Source organism: Pseudomonas sp. FDAARGOS_761 (assembly GCF_013343155.1).
Taxonomy (GTDB): Bacteria; Pseudomonadota; Gammaproteobacteria; order Pseudomonadales; family Pseudomonadaceae; genus Pseudomonas; species Pseudomonas aeruginosa.
The window spans coordinates 5,063,252-5,078,572 of the sequence record NZ_CP054572.1 but is presented as its reverse complement, the minus strand read 5'-3'; the positions used below and the strand labels follow the sequence as shown (position 1 = coordinate 5,078,572).

The following is a 15,321-nucleotide window of genomic DNA, read 5'->3' as shown; positions in this document are numbered from 1 at the left end:
GGGATGGCTATGCTGTGGCGATCCACTCCCGGGACGCTCCTTCATGCTGCGATGCGCACTCCTGCTGCTGACATTGCTCCTCCCTTGCGCGCTGCCTGCCGCCAACCTGCGCCTGGTCGGCGACTCCTGGCCGCCTTTCGTCGATTCGCGCCTGCCTGGCAACGGCCTGGCGGTGGAACTGGTGACCACCGCGCTCAAGCGCGCCGGCTTCGACTCGAGCTTCCAGCAGGTACCCTGGTCGCGTGCCCTGCACGGCGTGCGCAGCGGTGACTACGACATCGCCCTGAGCGCCTGGTACGAGCCCGCCCGCAGCCTCTACGGGCAGTTTTCCCGCGCCTACCTGAGCAACCGCATTCGCCTGCTGCAACGCAAGGGGCGGGGTATCGAGTTTTCCCGCCTGAGCGACCTGCGTCCCTACCGCATCGCGGTCGTGCGCGACTATGCCTACGCGCCCGAATTCGACCGTGACAGCCGTCTGCAGAAGGTCAACGTGACCAGCTTCGCCAACGCCGCGCGGATGCTCGAGGCGGGGCGGGTCGACCTGGCGGTGGAGGACGAGCTGGCGCTGGGGGTCGCCTTCAAGGGTGAGCTGGCCGATTTGCGCGACAAGCTGGAGGTACTGCCCACCCCGCTTGGCGAGAACGGCCTGCACCTGCTGGTGAGCCTGAGGAATCCCCGGCATGACGAGATCGTCGACGGCTTCGACCTGGCCATCCGCGGCATGCGCGACGACGGCAGCTACCAGCGTCTGCTGGAGCGCTACGGCGCGCGCTAGGGCTGGCCTGGCAGCGGCTGCGCGCCGGCCAGTTCCTTCTTCAGCAAGTGCGCGGCCAGGGTGCGCAGCGGGGCGAGCTGGCGACAGATGTGCGCCAGTTGGGTCTGTACCAGGCGATGGCTGTCGTCCATGTCCTCGGGCATCTGCTCCAGTTCCTTGGCCAGCGCTTCCTCCTCTTCGCTGTAGATGGCGACCGGGCGTTTCTGTTCCAGGCTCGCGGCGATTTCCTCGAGGCTGGCGGAGAGCCGCTCGGCGGCGCGCTCCAGGAGGCCGTCGCTGGCGTCCTCGGGCAGGCTTTCGCGGTGCGCGCCGAGGCCGGATAGATAGCTGAGCAGGGTGTGCGAGAGGACCAGGAAGCGGAAGCCGATCTCGGCGTCCTTCCTGAAGTGGCCGGGCTCCAGGAGCATGTTCGACAGGGTGGTCGAGAGCGCCGCGTCGGCGTTGTGCGCGTTGCGCCGGGCGGTGCGGTAGTCGAGGTCGTCGCGCTTGCCGGTGGCGTACTGCTGCATGATCTGCCGCAGGTAGCGGCTGTTGCAGGCGAGGGTGTTGGCGAGCATGCGGTTGAGCCGGCGGCCCTGCCAGTCGGGCAGCACCAGGAACACCGCGAGGCCGGCGATCAGGCTGCCCAGCAAGGTATCGAACAGGCGGGGCAGGATCAGCCCGTAGCCATCGCCGACCTGGTTGAAGCAGAACAGCACCAGCAGGGTGATCGCCGCCGTCGCCAGGGTATAGCGACTGCTGCGGGTGGCGAAGAAGGCGACCCCGGCGGCGACCGCGAACAGCGACTGCACCAGCGGGCTGGGGAACAGGTCGATCAGCGCCCAGCCGACCACCAGGCCGACCACCGTACCGAGGATCCGCTGCACCAGGCGCAGGCGGGTCGCGCCATAGTTGGGCTGGCAGACGAACACCGTGGTGAGCAGTATCCAGTAGCCCTGGGTCGGATGGATCCAGTGCAGCACGCCGTAGCCGGCGGTCAACGCCAGGGCCATGCGCAGGCCGTGGCGGAACAGCAGCGAGGTCGGGGTGAGCTGCTGGCGCAGGCGCTCGAAGGCGTCCTTCAGGCTGCGCGGCGAGCGGTCGAGCAGGGCGCTGTCCTGTTCGTCGGCGATGGCGTCCGGGTTGCTCGCCCCGGCCAGCTTGCGGTCCAGCGTGGTGAGGTTGGCGGCCAGGGCGCCGAGCGAGCGCAGCAGGCCCTTCCAGGCCGGGTTGCTCTGCTGGCGCAGGTGTTCGAGCGAGGCCTGGAGGTCTTCCAGGGCCAGCTCGCGGTCGGCGTAGTCGAACGGCTGGCGCAGGCGGATAGCCCGCGCCAGGGCCTGGCAGGCCTTGCCCTGCTGGTTGAGCAGGCGCTGGCAGCGGAACAGCACGTCGCTGTGGAAGAACGCCTCTGCCAGCCGGTTGTACGGGTAGTGCGAGGAACTGGCGCGCTCGTGGACGTCCTGGGCGATGAAATAGAGCTTCAGGTAGCGGCTCACCTTGGGGCCCGGCCGGCCATGGCCGAGGCGGTTGAGGATGGTCTCCTTGGCCTGGTTCAGCGCCACCACCACCTTGCCGTTCTGCCGTGCCAGGGCGAGGCGCTGGCCCTCTACGTCGAGCTGGCGCAACGGTTCGAACAGGCTCGACTTGATCCTCAGGTATTCGCCCAGCTCGAAATACAGGCGGGAAAGACTCTGCTGCACCGGCTGGTTGGAGAACAGCGCGTTCCACAGCACCGAGAGCAGCCCGTACCAGGCCGCCCCGGCCACCAGCAGCAGCGGTTCGTGCCAGACATCGGCGACCTCACCGCCGCGCTGGTCCACGCCGATCATGGTGTAGATCGAGAGGATCAGGGTCGCCGAGGCGATCGCCGCATAGCGCTCGCCGAGGGCGCCGAGGAGGATCATGCCGAACGCCGACAGCGCCATCCCGGAAACGAACAGCCAGGGATAGGGGAACAGCAACTCGACGGCGAAGGCGGCGACGCTGAAGCACAGCAGGGTCACCAGCAGCGCTTGCAGGCGGCCGAGCCAGTTGTCGTCGGTCTCCGCCAGGGCGCTGGCGATGATCCCGAGGAACAGCGGGATCAGCAGCTCGATGCGGTCCTGCCACCAGCACAGCAGCAGGGCGCCGGCCAGGGCGATGAACACCCGCAGGCTGTAGGCGAACTTGTCGAGGGCCCAGAGGCGGCGGAGCGTGTGTGTCAACGAAGAGGGCGGCATGGGGGCGGAGTGCTATCCGATGGTCCGTGGTTCAGCCTATGTGGCCTGTCCGGCTAATTCAATCGGCCGATTTCGCGCGACTGGAAGTCCGCTGCCCGCCGCAGTCGCAGGAAACGCTGCCGTGGGCAACTCGGTCGAGCCGGGCATCTGGCGGATGCAGGCTTCGTGCCTGCGAACGCTAAGACGTCGTCGCCGCGCCGGAAGTTACCCGGCGGCGATATCGCGCGCCGGAGCGGGCCCGGCGAGCGAAGCGGCGGCGCGCTACAGCAGGCGGACCTTGAACGAGCGCCCCTTGATCTTGCCTTCGCTCAGGCGCTTGAGGGCCTGGTGGGCGAGGCCGCGCTCGATGGCGACGAAGGCCTGGAAGTCGAAGATGGCGATCTTGCCCACCGCGCTGCCGGGCAGCCCGGCGTCGCCGGTGAGGGCACCGAGCAAGTCGCCGGGGCGCACCTTGTCCTTGCGTCCGCCGGCGATGCACAGGGTGCTCATCGGCGGCAGCAATGGCTCCGGGCTGGCCTTCAACTGGCCGAGGGCGTACCAGGCCAGCGGCTGCTTCTGCAGGTCCTCGATGGCCTGTGCGCGGCTGGCCTCGGCCGGCGCCACCAGCGACAGGGCCAGGCCTTTCTCGCCGGCGCGACCGCTGCGTCCGATGCGATGGATGTGGACCTCCGGGTCGCGCGCCAGCTCGACGTTGATCACCGTTTCCAGGGCGGCGATGTCCAGCCCGCGAGCGGCCACGTCGGTGGCCACCAGTACGTTGCAACTGCGGTTGGCGAACACCGTCAGGACCTGGTCGCGCTCGCGCTGCTCCAGGTCGCCGTGCAGGGCCAGGGCGGAAATCCGCTGCGCCTTCAGTGCGTCGGCCAGCTCCTGGCACTGCTGGCGGGTCTGGCAGAAGGCCACGCAGGACTGCGGCCGGAAATGCTGGAGCAGGCGTACCACGGCGTCCATGCGCTGCTTCGGGTCGATCTCGAAGAAGCGCTGCTCGATCTGGCTGTCGGCGTGCAGCGACTCGACCTTCACCTGTCGCGGATCGCGCATGAAGGTCTTCGCCAGCTTCTCGATGCCGTCCGGGTAGGTGGCGGAGAACAGCAGGGTCTGCCGGCGCTCGGGGAGCTGGCCGATGATCTCGGCGATGCTGTCGTAGAAGCCCATGTCGAGCATCCGGTCGGCTTCGTCGAGGACCAGGGTATTGAGCCCGTCGAGGACCAGGGTGCCCTTGCGCAGGTGCTCCTGGATGCGCCCCGGGGTGCCGACCACCACGTGCGCGCCGTGCTCCAGCGAAGCCACCTGCGGGCCGTAGGGGACGCCGCCGCAGAGGGTGAGGACCTTGATGTTGTCGGCGGCGCGGGCCAGCCGGCGGATCTCCTTGGCGACCTGGTCGGCCAGTTCGCGGGTCGGGCACAGCACCAGTGCCTGGCAGCCGAAGTAGCGCGGGTTCAGCGGGCTGAGCAGGGCGAGGCCGAAGGCCGCGGTCTTGCCGCTGCCGGTCTTGGCCTGGGCGATCAGGTCGTGGCCCTGGAGGATCAGCGGCAGGCTCTGCGCCTGGATCGGCGTCATCTCCCGGTAACCGAGGGAGTCGAGATTGGCCAGGAGGTCCGCGGAAAGCGGCAGCGAGGAGAAAGCGGTGGAGGTCACGGGGCAGGGCTCGGCAGGCGATACGAGCGGCTAGTCTAGCAGCCTGCGGCGGCTTGCCGCGTGCGATCGCCGCCGGAGCAGCAGCGACAGGCAATGTATCTTTGGCCAGTACCGTTCGTCCGAAAAACGAAAAAAGCGCGTTTCTGTATTTTTATACAGGTTCGCTTTCCTCAGTTTTTTGTCGTAGAGTGCTGACACTGTGTTTGCATGGGTCGCCGTCGATCGTGACCTGATGCGGTCGGAAATTCCAGCCCGTCCTGCTCGACTCCTTGTAACTCCTTGCAACTCAGTTACCGGCTACGATTTCGTGGCTAAATCAATACCCATAGTTCCAAGGAGAACTTGCAATGTCCCGTCAGAACGGCACCGTTAAGTGGTTCAACGAAACCAAAGGCTACGGCTTCATTACCCCGGAAAGCGGCCCGGACGTTTTCGTTCACTTCCGTGCCATCGAAGGTAACGGCTTCAAGACCCTGGCCGAAGGCCAGAAGGTCAGCTTCGAAGTCGTACAAGGCCAGAAAGGCATGCAGGCCGAGCGCGTTCAGGTGATCAACTAAGATCCCTGGGCCCCAGCCCGAAGAACCCGGATGGAAGCATCCGGGTTTTTTATTGCCCGAAGAAAACCGTCACACTGTCTTCGCCTGCCGTTCACCCTGTCTTGACGAGTTCCCGCCCAGAGTGGCCCGGTCCCGTTCGGAGTCGTTTCGATGAAGCCTGTGCAATCCCGTCGTCTGGCCTTCGCCGCGCTGTTGTCGCTGTCGTTCTCTTCCGCGTCCTGCCATGCCGCCACCGAGCACTGGGGCTGGATCGAGCAGTCCTGGCTGATGCCCGAGCGCATGCAGGCCAAGGCCAAGCTGGATACCGGCGCGCTGACCTCGTCGCTGGACGCGAGGAATATCCATCGCTACAAGAAGGACGGCGAGCGCTGGGTGCGCTTCGATGTCGTGCTGCCCACCGCCGACAGCAAGGCGCCGGTCAGCGTGACCTTCGAGCGCAAGGTGCTGCGGCTGATCAAGGTGCGCGGCGCCGGTGGCAGCGACAGCCGTCCGGTGGTGGCGATGGACATCTGCCTGGGCGCCAAGCTGCTGCGCGAGCAGTTCTCCCTGCGCGACCGCGGCAACATGAACTATCCGGTGCTGCTCGGCCGCCGCACGCTCGAACACCTCGGCGCGGTCGACGTGTCCCGAACCTTCACCCGCAAACCCACCTGCGGCGCGCTCGCCGCTCAGTAGAAGAACCCGCGCGGCAGTCCGGCGGCCAGCGCCAGCCGGGGCAGCACGATCAGCGCCGTCATCCACAGGTTGCGCGGGCGCGCCTCGCCCTCGCGAGCCCGGCTAGAGGTCCGGGTCCTTTTCCGGATCGACCCGGCGCGGGCTGGTGCGGCCGTCCTCGCTGCCGAGCTGGAAGAAGATCGCCGCGGCCAGCATCGACATCAGGCCGACGCTGACATAGGTGGCGTGGAAGGCGCCGAGTACGGTGTCCTGCCCCGTATCCAGGTCGGTCTGGAAACCGCCCAGCAACGCCGCCGCGCAAGCCACGCCAAGGCTGATCGACAATTGCACGACCACCGACATCAGGCTGTTGCCGCTGCTGGCGTTGCTGTCCTGCAGGTCGATCAGGGTGAGGGTGTTCATCGCCGTGAATTGCAGGGAGTTCACCGCGCCGAGCAGGCTCAGGTGCAGCAGCAGCCAGACGTAGGGGGTGTCCTGGTCGACCAGGCCGAAGCCGGCGATCAGGCAGCCGAGGATCAGGGTGTTGCCGACCAGCAGCTTGCGATAGCCGAAGAAGTCCAGCAGTGGCTTGGCCATCGGCTTGGCGACCATCGCGAACAGCGCCAGCGGGATCATGGTCATGCCCGCGGTGGAAGGCGGGTAGCCCAGTCCCACCTGCAGCAGCAGCGGGGTGAGGAAGGGCAGGGCGCCGCTGCCCAGGCGGGCGAACAGGTTGCCGAGGATGCCGACGGCGAAGGTCCGCGCCTTGAACAGGCTCGGCGGGAACAGCGGCTTGTCGATGCGCAGCGCGCGCAGCCAGTAGGCGGTGAGCAGGACCAGTCCGCCGATCAGCAGCAGGACCACGCGCAGGTGCGACAGGTGCAGCTCGCCGAGTCCTTCCAGGGCGATGGAGATCAGCACCATGGAGCCGCCGAAGAGCAGGAAGCCGATGCTGTCGAAACGGCTCGGCACCGGGCTGCGCAGGTCCGGCATCAGCTTCATCGCCACCAGGCAGCCGAGCAGGCCGACCGGCAGGTTGATCAGGAAGATCCAGTGCCAGGAGGCGTACTCCACCAGCCAGCCGCCCAGCGTCGGTCCCGCCAGCGGGCCGAGCAGGCCGGGAATGGTGACGAAGCTGAGCACTCGCACCAGGTCCTGGCGCGGGTAGACGCGCAGGATCACCAGCCGTCCCACCGGCATCATCAGCGCGCCGCCGACGCCCTGTACGATGCGCGCCCCGACCAGCAGTTCGAGGCTCGGCGACAGCGCGCAAAGCAACGAGCCGAGGCTGAACAGCAGTACCGCGCCGAGGAATACCCGGCGCGTGCCGAAACGGTCGGCGATCCACCCCGAGGCCGGTATCAGCAGGGCCACCGTGAGCAGGTAGGCGATCACCACCGCCTGCATGCGCAGCGGGTTTTCGTTCAGCGAACTGGCCATGCTCGGCAGCGCGGTGTTGAGGATGGTGCCGTCGAGGGCTTGCATGAAGAAGGCGACGGCGACCAGCCAGGGCAGTTGGCGGGCGATGCGGGGGGTGAGCTGGAACGGCTCGCTCATGGACGGGCTCCCTCGGGCGGACAGGGCCCAAGCATAGAGAAGTTCTCGCCGCGATGGGACGGCCGACGACCGGATCGGGGCGAACAGCGGGCATTGCGGCGGAAGTCGCGGGCCAGAGCGGTCGCCTTTCATTGTCCTGGGTCAAGCCGAAGCGCTGGCGCTCGCCGGCTGCTGTGCTAGTACTCAAGAGTCACCCCGTCAGTGGCTGCGGATGCGACGCCGGCGCTTCGTCATCGCACGGACATGTCCCGCGTTGCATGCTCGACGGCGCGTGCTTCACCGCCTTGTCGCGATGTTCTCCACGCAGCGCTCGGCGACCCCGGTCGCCGCTGCCGTCGCCGAAGCCCACCTTCCGTGGAAACAGGAGTCCTCCCATGGCCCAGGAACTTTGCGCTATCTGCCACGAACGTCCCGCCGTCGCCCGCGTCAGCCTGGTACAGAACGGCCAGCGCCGCGAACTCGCTCTCTGCGAACTGCATTACCGCCAGTTGATGCGCCAGCAGCGCATGCGCTCGCCGCTGGAGTCGCTGTTCGGCGGCGGCAGCCCGTTCGACGAGATCTTCTCCGGCTTCGGCGAGCAGAGCCCGGTCACCCCGGTGCGCGCCCGCGAGCCGGAGGCGGTGGACATCGCCGAGTACTTCAGCAAGCAGACCACCGAGTACCTGCAACGCGCCGCGCAGGTCGCCGCCGAATTCGGCAAGCGCGAAGTGGACACCGAGCACCTGCTCTACGCCCTGGCCGACGCCGACGTGGTGCAGGCGGTGCTCAAGCAGTTCGGCCTGTCGCCGGCCGACCTCAAGCAGTACATCGAGGCCAACGCCGTGCGCGGCGCCAGCAAGGGCGAGGCGAGCGAGGACATGACCATCTCGCCACGGGTGAAGAGCGCCTTGCAGCATGCCTTCGCCCTGTCCCGCGAACTCGGCCACAGCTATGTCGGCCCCGAGCACCTGTTGCTCGGCCTGGCGGCGGTGCCGGACAGCTTCGCCGGGACGCTCCTGAAGAAGTACGGCCTGACTGAGCAGGCGCTACGGCAGAAAGCGGTCAAGGTGGTCGGCAAGGGCGCCGAGGACGGCCGCGTGGACGGCCCGAGCAACACTCCGCAACTGGACAAGTTCAGCCGCGACCTGACCCGGCTGGCCCGCGAAGGCAAGCTCGATCCGGTGATCGGCCGCTCGAAGGAAGTCGAGACCACCATCGAGGTGCTCGCCCGGCGCAAGAAGAACAACCCGGTGCTGATCGGCGAGCCCGGCGTCGGCAAGACCGCCATCGTCGAAGGCCTGGCCCAGCGCATGGTCCAGGGCGAGGTGCCGGAGGTGCTGCGCGACAAGCGCCTGGTCGAACTGAACATCAACGCCATGGTCGCCGGCGCCAAGTACCGCGGCGAGTTCGAGGAACGCCTCAAGCAGGTGATGGACGAACTGCAGGCGGCGCAGAGCGAGATCATCCTGTTCATCGACGAGGTGCACACCATCGTCGGTGCCGGCCAGGGCGGCGGCGAAGGCGGGCTGGACGTGGCCAACGTGCTGAAGCCGGCGATGGCGCGCGGCGAGATGAACCTGATCGGCGCCACCACCCTCAACGAGTACCAGAAGTACATCGAGAAGGACGCCGCGCTGGAGCGGCGCTTCCAGCCGGTGTTCGTCCCCGAGCCGACGGTGGAGCAGACCATCTCCATCCTCCGTGGCCTGCGCGACAAGCTCGAAGGCCACCACAAGGTGACCATCCGCGACGAGGCCTTCGTCGCCGCCGCCGAACTGTCCGACCGCTACATCGGCAACCGTTTCCTGCCGGACAAGGCCATCGACCTGATCGACCAGGCCGCCGCCCGCGTGCGCATCGCCAGCACCTCGCGGCCGGCCGAGATCCAGGAACTGGAGGCCGAGCTGGCGCAGCTCAAGCGCGAGCAGGACTACGCCGCCAGCCGCAAGTGGTACGACGAGGCGAAGGTCTTCGAGAAACGCATCCAGGAACGCAAGGAACACCTCGAGCAGATCACCGAGCGCTGGCAGCAGACCCAGGGGTCGAAGACCGAGGAGGTGCGGGTCGAGGACATCGCCGAGATCATCTCCAAGCTCACCGGCATCCCGGTCACCGAACTGACCGCCGAGGAGCGCGAGAAGCTCCTGCAGATGGAAGAGCGCCTGCACCAGCGGGTGATCGGCCAGCAGGAAGCGATCACCGCGGTCAGCGATGCCGTGCGCCTGGCCCGCGCCGGGCTGCGCCAGGGCAGCCGGCCGATCGCCACCTTCCTGTTCCTCGGCCCGACCGGGGTGGGCAAGACCGAGCTGGCCAAGGCCCTGGCCGAGGTGGTGTTCGGCGACGAAGACGCGATGATCCGCATCGACATGAGCGAATACATGGAGCGCCACGCGGTGTCCCGGCTGATCGGTGCGCCGCCGGGCTACGTCGGCTACGACGAGGGCGGCCAGCTCACCGAGCGGGTGCGCCGGCGGCCGTACAGCGTGATCCTGCTCGATGAGATCGAGAAGGCCCACGCCGACGTCAACAACATCCTCCTGCAGGTGTTCGACGACGGCCGCCTGACCGACGGCAAGGGGCGCGTGGTGGACTTCACCAACACCATCATCATCGCCACCAGCAACCTCGGCTCCGAGCTGATCATGAAGAACGCCCAGGCCGGCGAGTTCGCCCAGCCGCCGGAGAAGCTCAAGCGCGAACTGATGACTACCCTGCGCGGGCATTTCCGCCCGGAATTCCTCAACCGCCTCGACGAGGTGATCGTCTTCGAATCGTTGAGCAAGGCGCAGATCGAGGACATCGTGCGCCTGCAACTGGAGCGGGTGAAGCGCGCCGCGCACGCCCAGGACATCTACCTGCACATCGACGACAGCCTGGTCGGCCACCTCGCCGAAGAGGCCTACCAGCCGGAGTTCGGCGCCCGCGAACTGAAGCGGCAGATCCGCCAGCAACTGGAGACGCGCCTGGCCACGGCGATGCTCAAGGGCGAGGTGAAGGAGGGCGAGACGGTCACCTTCTTCTACGACGCCAAGGACGGCGTCGGCTACCGCAAGGGCGCCGCGCCGAAGCCGGCGGCACGCAAGAAGTCCGGTGCCGGCGAGACGCCCAGGGGCCGCGCGACGGCGGCGAGGAAGCCGGCGGCGAAGAAAGGCGCCGCCGCCAAGGGCAAGGCCGACAAGCCGAAGGCCAAGTGACCCGACCAAGGTTGGGGAACAAGGCACCGGCCGGCCGGTCGAAATCTCACCCCGGCCTGCGAATGCGGCCGGGGCGTTCGATATCTCATGAGGAATTGCCGATGCGCGTCACCACTCACGCTACCCTGGCCGCGGCCCTGCTGCTCAGCGCCGCCTCCGCGTTCGCCTTCAATCTCGGGGATGCCGCCAAGGCGGTCGCCGGGGCGTCCCAGGGCGACTCCGCCCAGGTAGCCACCACCCCGCAGACCAGCGGTCTGCTCGGCGCACTCACCGGTCAGCTCGGGGTCAGCCAGGAGCAGGCGGTCGGCGGTACCGGCGCCCTGCTCGGCCTGGCCAAGAACCAGTTGGCCGGCAACGATTACTCGCAACTGGTGAAGACCATCCCCGGCCTCGACAAGCTGGCCGGCAACAACGCCCTGGCCGGTCTCGGCGGGCTCGGCAACGTGCTCGGCAAGGGCGGCGGCGACAGCAAGGGCCTCGGTTCGCTGCTCGGCAATGCGGACAGCATGGGCGACGTGAACAAGGCCTTCGGCACCCTGGGCATGGATAGCGGGATGACCGAGAAGTTCGCCCAGGTGCTGGTCGACTACTTCGGCAAGCAGGGCGCCAACAGCGAGCTGCTGGGCAGCCTGAGCAATCTCTGGGGAGTGAGCAAGGCGGGCGGCTCGTCGCTGCTCTGATCTGCCGCCAGCGGATCGGCGGATAACCGCGTTGCGGTTATTCGCCCTACGAAGTGGGTGCGGCGCCCGGGTATTCGCTGCCCGCACCGGTAGGGCGAATAACGCCCTCGGCGTTATCCGCCGCCGCTCCGTGGAAACGGCGGATAACCGCGTTGCGGTTATTCGCCCTACGAGGTGGGTGCGACCCCCGGGTATTCGTTGCCCGCACCGGTAGGGCGAATAACGCCCCCGGCGTTATCCGCCGCTGCGCCGTGGAAACGGCGGATAACCGCGTTGCGGTTATTCGCCCTACGAGATGGGTGTGCTTCGGCCGGTACTTCAGCGCAGTTGCCGCAAGCGGGCGATGCGTTCGTCCTTTTCTTCCCACATGCGCGAGACCCATTCCTGCACGTACTGGCGGAACACCGGGTCGTTCTCGTAGTCGCCCTGCCACAGGGCGGGATCGATCGGCCGGGTCTGGATGTCGACGATCACCTTCGGCACCCGTCCGCAGAGCAGGTCCCAGAATCCCGGCACCTTGTCGCTCGGGTAGACCACGGTGACGTCGAGCAGGGCGTCCAGCTGCTCGCCCAGCGCGGCGAGGACGAAGGCCACCCCGCCGGCCTTGGGCTTGAGCAGGTGGCGATAGGACGACTGTTGCTGGGCCTTCTTCTGCTCGCTGAAGCGCGTGCCTTCCAGGTAGTTCACCACGGTCACCGGGATGCGCTTGAACTTCTCGCAGGCGGCCCTGGTGATCTCCAGGTCCTTGCCCTTGAGTTCCGGGTGCTTCTCCAGGAAGGCCTTGGAATAGCGCTTCATGAACGGATACTCCAGCGCCCACCAGGCCAGGCCGAGGAAGGGCACCCAGATCAGCTCCTTCTTGAGGAAGAACTTGAAGTACGGGGTGCGCCGGTTGAACACCTGGATCAACGCGGGGATGTCGACCCAGGACTGGTGGTTGCTCACCACCAGGTACGAGGTGTCCTGGCGCAGGTCGCCGGCGCCGCGCACGTCCCAGACCGTCGGCGTGCAGGTGGCGAAGATCCACTTGTCGATCTCCGCCCAGGTCTCGGCGATCCACATCACGCCCCTGGAGCAGAGGTCCTTCAGGCGCTGGCCGGGGAGCACCAGCTTGAGCAGTGCGATCAGCATCATCGGGCCGATCAGGATCAGCGTGTTGAGAAGCAGCAGAAGGCTGCTGGTCAGGCCGGTCAACAGTTCCCGCATGGTTGGTTTCCCTGTCCTGGGTGTGGGTCGACGCGGCCCATCATACGCATCCGCGCCGCGCCGCCCAAGCCGCCGGCGTGGCGAACGAAACCGCGCCGTGCTAGTCCTATGTGGACCTCGTATCACTTCAGGAGATGCCCGCGTGAAGCGTGCCCTTGCCTTGCTCTCGCTGTTCGCCCTGCCGGTCCTCGCCGCCGAACCCAACCTCTACGGCCGCTACGAATGGGTCTCCCTGCCGGAGCTGGACCGCACCCTGCAGGCGAAGATGGACACCGGCGCCTACACCTCCTCGCTGTCGGCCAAGGACATCGAGCTGTTCCAGCGCGACGGCGAGGAGTGGGTGCGCTTCCGCCTGGCCACCAAGGAGGCCGATGGCTCGGTGTTCGAGCACAAGCTGGCGCGCATCGGCAAGATCAAGAACCGCGCCGACAACCGCAACGGCGAGGACGAGGATGAGGACCGCCTGAGCGAACGCCCGGTGATCGACCTGCAGGTCTGCCTGGGCGGAGCGATGAAGACCATCGAGGTCAACCTCACCGACCGCAGCGCCTTCAACTATCCGTTCCTGATGGGCACCAAGGGCTTGCGCAAATTCCACGTCGCGGTCGATCCCTCCGAGCGCTTCGTCGCCGACAAGCCCACCTGCAAGTAAGCGTCCTACGCCACCGGCGGCGCGATTGACGCGCGCGCCGGCTTGCGGCACCGTTCCGGCATTCCCGTCAGCCGCCGTCACGCCATGCCGCATATCCTGATCGTCGAAGATGAAGCCGCGATTGCCGACACCCTGCTCTACGCCCTGCAGGCCGAAGGCTTCGCCACCACCTGGGTGACCCTCGCCGGCGAGGCGCTGGCGTTGCAGGAGCGCCAGCCGGCGGACCTGCTGATCCTCGACGTCGGTCTGCCGGACATCAGCGGTTTCGAGGCCTGCAAGCGCCTGCGGCGGTTCTCCGAGGTGCCGGTGATCTTCCTCACCGCGCGCGATGCCGAGATCGACCGCGTGGTCGGCCTGGAGATCGGCGCCGACGACTACGTGGTCAAGCCGTTCAGCCCGCGCGAGGTGGCGGCTCGGGTCAAGGCCATCCTCAAGCGCATGGCGCCGCGCCCGGCGGCGCTGGAAGGGGCCACGCCGAGCGGGCCGTTCCAGGTCGACGAGGAGCGCGTGCGGATCCACTACCGCGACACCCCGCTCAACCTCACCCGCCACGAGTTCCGCCTGTTGCAGACGCTGCTCGGGCAGCCCGAGCGGGTATTCAGCCGCGAGCAGTTGCTCGACGCCCTCGGCGTCGCCAGCGAGGCCGGCTACGAGCGCAACATCGACAGCCACATCAAGAGTCTGCGCGCCAAGCTGCGCCAGGTGAACGAACGCGGCGAAGCGATCCAGACCCATCGCGGCCTGGGCTACAGCTACAGCCCGGACCACGCCTGATGCCGCTCGGCGTTCGGATCTTCCTGGTCTACTTCCTGTTCGTCGGTCTCACCGGCTACTTCGTGCTGAGCACGGTGATGGACGAAGTGCGCCCCGGCGTGCGCCAGTCCACCGAGGAAACCCTGGTGGACACCGCCAACCTGCTCGCCGAGATCCTCCGCCAGGACGTGAAGAACGGCACCCTGGCACAGAGCGACCTGCCGGAGATGCTCGAGGACTACGGCAAGCGGGTGCCGCAGGCGGATATCTGGGGCTTGCGCAAGGAGGCGGTGAACCACCGCATCTACGTCACCGACGCCAGCGGCAAGGTGCTGCTGGACTCCGCCGGGGTGGCCGTCGGCCAGGATTATTCGCGCTGGAACGACGTCTACCTGACTCTTCGGGGCCAGTACGGCGCGCGCTCCAGCCGCGAAGACCCGGACGACCCGGATTCCTCGGTGATGTACGTGGCGGCGCCGATCAAGGATGCCGGGAAGATCATCGGGGTGGTTTCGGTGGCCAAGCCGAACAGCAGCCTGCAACCCTACATCGACCGCTCGCAGCGGCGCCTGGCCTGGCTCGGTGCCGGGCTGATCGCCCTCGGGCTGCTGGTCGGCGGCCTGCTCTCCTGGTGGCTCAGCGGCGCGCTGCGGCGCCTCACCCAGTACGCACAGGCGGTCAGCGAGGGGCGCCGCGCCGAGCTGCCGCGCTATCGCGGCGGCGAGATGGCGCAACTGGCCGACGCGGTGGAACGCATGCGCACGCAACTGGAAGGCAAGGACTACGTCGAGCGCTACGTGCATACCCTGACCCACGAACTGAAGAGCCCATTGGCGGCGATCCGTGGCGCCGCCGAGTTGCTCGACGGCGAGATGCCGGCCGAGCAGCGGGCGCGCTTCGTCGGCAACATCGCCGGCGAGAGCGAGCGCCTGCAACAACTGATCGAGCGCCTGCTGAGCCTGGCCCAGGTGGAGCAGCGGCAAGGCCTGGAGGAGGTCGGCAAGGTCGACCTGCGGGAGATCGCCGCGTCCCTGCTGGAAGGCCAGGCGGCGCGTATCCAGCGCCAGCGATTGCGGGTGGAGAACTGCCTGGAAGGTCCCTGCGAGGTTCGCGGCGAGCAGTTCCTGCTGCGCCAGGCGCTGGCCAACCTGCTCGACAACGCCCTCGACTTCACCCCGCCCGGCGGCATCCTTCGCCTGCTCGCCGAGGCCGACGGCGAGGGTATCGCCCTGCGCCTGTTCAACCAGGGGCCGGCGATTCCCGACTACGCCCTGGCGCGCCTCACCGAACGCTTCTACTCGCTGCCGCGCCCGGCCAGCGGGCGCAAGAGCACCGGGCTGGGACTGAACTTCGTCGCCGAGGTGGCGCAACTGCATGGCGGCCGGTTGCAGGTCGGCAACCGCGACGACGGCGTCGAGGCGCTGCTCTGGCTGCCGCGCGGCTGAGGCGTCTCCACGGAAACTCCATCGACTCTCCAC

At 67.6% G+C, this 15,321-nt stretch carries 12 protein-coding genes; 8 read left to right on the top strand and 4 right to left on the bottom strand.

The window, feature by feature from the left end; all coding sequences use genetic code 11:
* The first annotated feature begins 43 nt into the window (after positions 1-43).
* A complete protein-coding gene (locus FOC67_RS23695; RefSeq protein WP_009315073.1) occupies positions 44-775 on the top strand; it encodes an ABC transporter substrate-binding protein in 732 nt (243 codons plus the stop codon).
* Here the strand turns inward: FOC67_RS23695 and yccS are convergent.
* Together yccS and dbpA are read right to left on the bottom strand one after the other, a co-directional pair.
* Positions 772-2,973, bottom strand: a complete 2,202-nt coding sequence (gene yccS, locus FOC67_RS23690; protein WP_003084700.1) for a YccS family putative transporter — start codon at positions 2,971-2,973, stop codon at positions 772-774. The two genes, FOC67_RS23695 and yccS, sit on opposite strands and share 4 nt — an antisense overlap.
* A gap of 261 nt (positions 2,974-3,234) precedes the next feature.
* The gene (dbpA, locus tag FOC67_RS23685; RefSeq protein ID WP_003084703.1) at positions 3,235-4,611 is read right to left on the bottom strand and encodes an ATP-dependent RNA helicase DbpA; all 1,377 of its coding nucleotides are present in this window, start codon (positions 4,609-4,611) and stop codon (positions 3,235-3,237) included.
* Between the two features lie 347 nt (positions 4,612-4,958).
* Between dbpA and FOC67_RS23680 the strand changes: the two genes are divergently transcribed.
* Together FOC67_RS23680 and FOC67_RS23675 are read left to right on the top strand one after the other, a co-directional pair.
* Positions 4,959-5,168, top strand: a complete 210-nt coding sequence (locus FOC67_RS23680; protein ID WP_003084710.1) for a cold-shock protein — start codon at positions 4,959-4,961, stop codon at positions 5,166-5,168.
* A 150-nt stretch (positions 5,169-5,318) separates the two neighbouring features.
* Positions 5,319-5,843, top strand: coding sequence for an ATP-dependent zinc protease (locus FOC67_RS23675; RefSeq protein WP_003084714.1), 525 nt, complete (start codon positions 5,319-5,321; stop codon positions 5,841-5,843).
* Positions 5,844-5,945: 102 nt separating this feature from the next.
* Here the strand turns inward: FOC67_RS23675 and mdtD are convergent, their stop codons facing one another.
* The gene (gene mdtD / locus FOC67_RS23670; protein ID WP_003084717.1) at positions 5,946-7,379 is read right to left on the bottom strand and encodes a multidrug transporter subunit MdtD; all 1,434 of its coding nucleotides are present in this window, start codon (positions 7,377-7,379) and stop codon (positions 5,946-5,948) included.
* Positions 7,380-7,753: 374 nt separating this feature from the next.
* Here mdtD and clpG point away from each other — a divergent pair, with 374 nt between their 5' ends.
* Together clpG and FOC67_RS23660 are read left to right on the top strand one after the other, a co-directional pair.
* On the top strand, positions 7,754-10,552 hold the full coding sequence (gene clpG, locus FOC67_RS23665) for an AAA family protein disaggregase ClpG (protein ID WP_003084722.1): 2,799 nt from the start codon (positions 7,754-7,756) through the stop codon (positions 10,550-10,552).
* A gap of 101 nt (positions 10,553-10,653) precedes the next feature.
* Complete coding sequence (locus FOC67_RS23660; protein WP_009315074.1) at positions 10,654-11,232, top strand: DUF2780 domain-containing protein; 579 nt, start codon at positions 10,654-10,656, stop codon at positions 11,230-11,232.
* 318 nt (positions 11,233-11,550) lie between these two features.
* Here FOC67_RS23660 and FOC67_RS23655 read toward each other — a convergent pair whose 3' ends face one another.
* Positions 11,551-12,438 carry an acyltransferase gene (locus FOC67_RS23655; RefSeq protein WP_009315075.1) on the bottom strand — a complete coding sequence of 296 codons (888 nt, stop codon included), beginning with the start codon at positions 12,436-12,438 and terminating at the stop codon, positions 11,551-11,553.
* Between the two features lie 142 nt (positions 12,439-12,580).
* Here FOC67_RS23655 and FOC67_RS23650 point away from each other — a divergent pair, with 142 nt between their 5' ends.
* The 3 genes from FOC67_RS23650 to creC all read left to right on the top strand — a co-directional run bounded on the left by FOC67_RS23650 (position 12,581) and on the right by creC (position 15,288).
* On the top strand, positions 12,581-13,090 hold the full coding sequence (locus tag FOC67_RS23650; RefSeq protein ID WP_003084733.1) for an ATP-dependent zinc protease: 510 nt from the start codon (positions 12,581-12,583) through the stop codon (positions 13,088-13,090).
* 84 nt (positions 13,091-13,174) lie between these two features.
* The gene (gene creB / locus FOC67_RS23645; RefSeq protein ID WP_009315076.1) at positions 13,175-13,864 is read left to right on the top strand and encodes a two-component system response regulator CreB; all 690 of its coding nucleotides are present in this window, start codon (positions 13,175-13,177) and stop codon (positions 13,862-13,864) included.
* Positions 13,864-15,288, top strand: coding sequence for a two-component system sensor histidine kinase CreC (creC, locus tag FOC67_RS23640; protein WP_009315077.1), 1,425 nt, complete (start codon positions 13,864-13,866; stop codon positions 15,286-15,288). Before creB ends, creC begins: the two co-directional genes overlap by 1 nt.
* Positions 15,289-15,321 lie beyond the last annotated feature (33 nt).

Bases quoted from the DNA above. Each gene is read 5' to 3' on its own strand.
- FOC67_RS23695 (WP_009315073.1), top strand. From the start codon at position 44: ATGCTGCGATGCGCACTCCTGCTGCTGACATTGCTCCTCCCTTGCGCG.
- yccS (WP_003084700.1), bottom strand. From the start codon at position 2,973: ATGCCGCCCTCTTCGTTGACACACACGCTCCGCCGCCTCTGGGCCCTC.
- FOC67_RS23680 (WP_003084710.1), top strand. From the start codon at position 4,959: ATGTCCCGTCAGAACGGCACCGTTAAGTGGTTCAACGAAACCAAAGGC.
- FOC67_RS23675 (WP_003084714.1), top strand. From the start codon at position 5,319: ATGAAGCCTGTGCAATCCCGTCGTCTGGCCTTCGCCGCGCTGTTGTCG.
- mdtD (WP_003084717.1), bottom strand. From the start codon at position 7,379: ATGAGCGAGCCGTTCCAGCTCACCCCCCGCATCGCCCGCCAACTGCCC.
- clpG (WP_003084722.1), top strand. From the start codon at position 7,754: ATGGCCCAGGAACTTTGCGCTATCTGCCACGAACGTCCCGCCGTCGCC.
- FOC67_RS23660 (WP_009315074.1), top strand. From the start codon at position 10,654: ATGCGCGTCACCACTCACGCTACCCTGGCCGCGGCCCTGCTGCTCAGC.
- FOC67_RS23655 (WP_009315075.1), bottom strand. From the start codon at position 12,438: ATGCGGGAACTGTTGACCGGCCTGACCAGCAGCCTTCTGCTGCTTCTC.
- creB (WP_009315076.1), top strand. From the start codon at position 13,175: ATGCCGCATATCCTGATCGTCGAAGATGAAGCCGCGATTGCCGACACC.
- creC (WP_009315077.1), top strand. From the start codon at position 13,864: ATGCCGCTCGGCGTTCGGATCTTCCTGGTCTACTTCCTGTTCGTCGGT.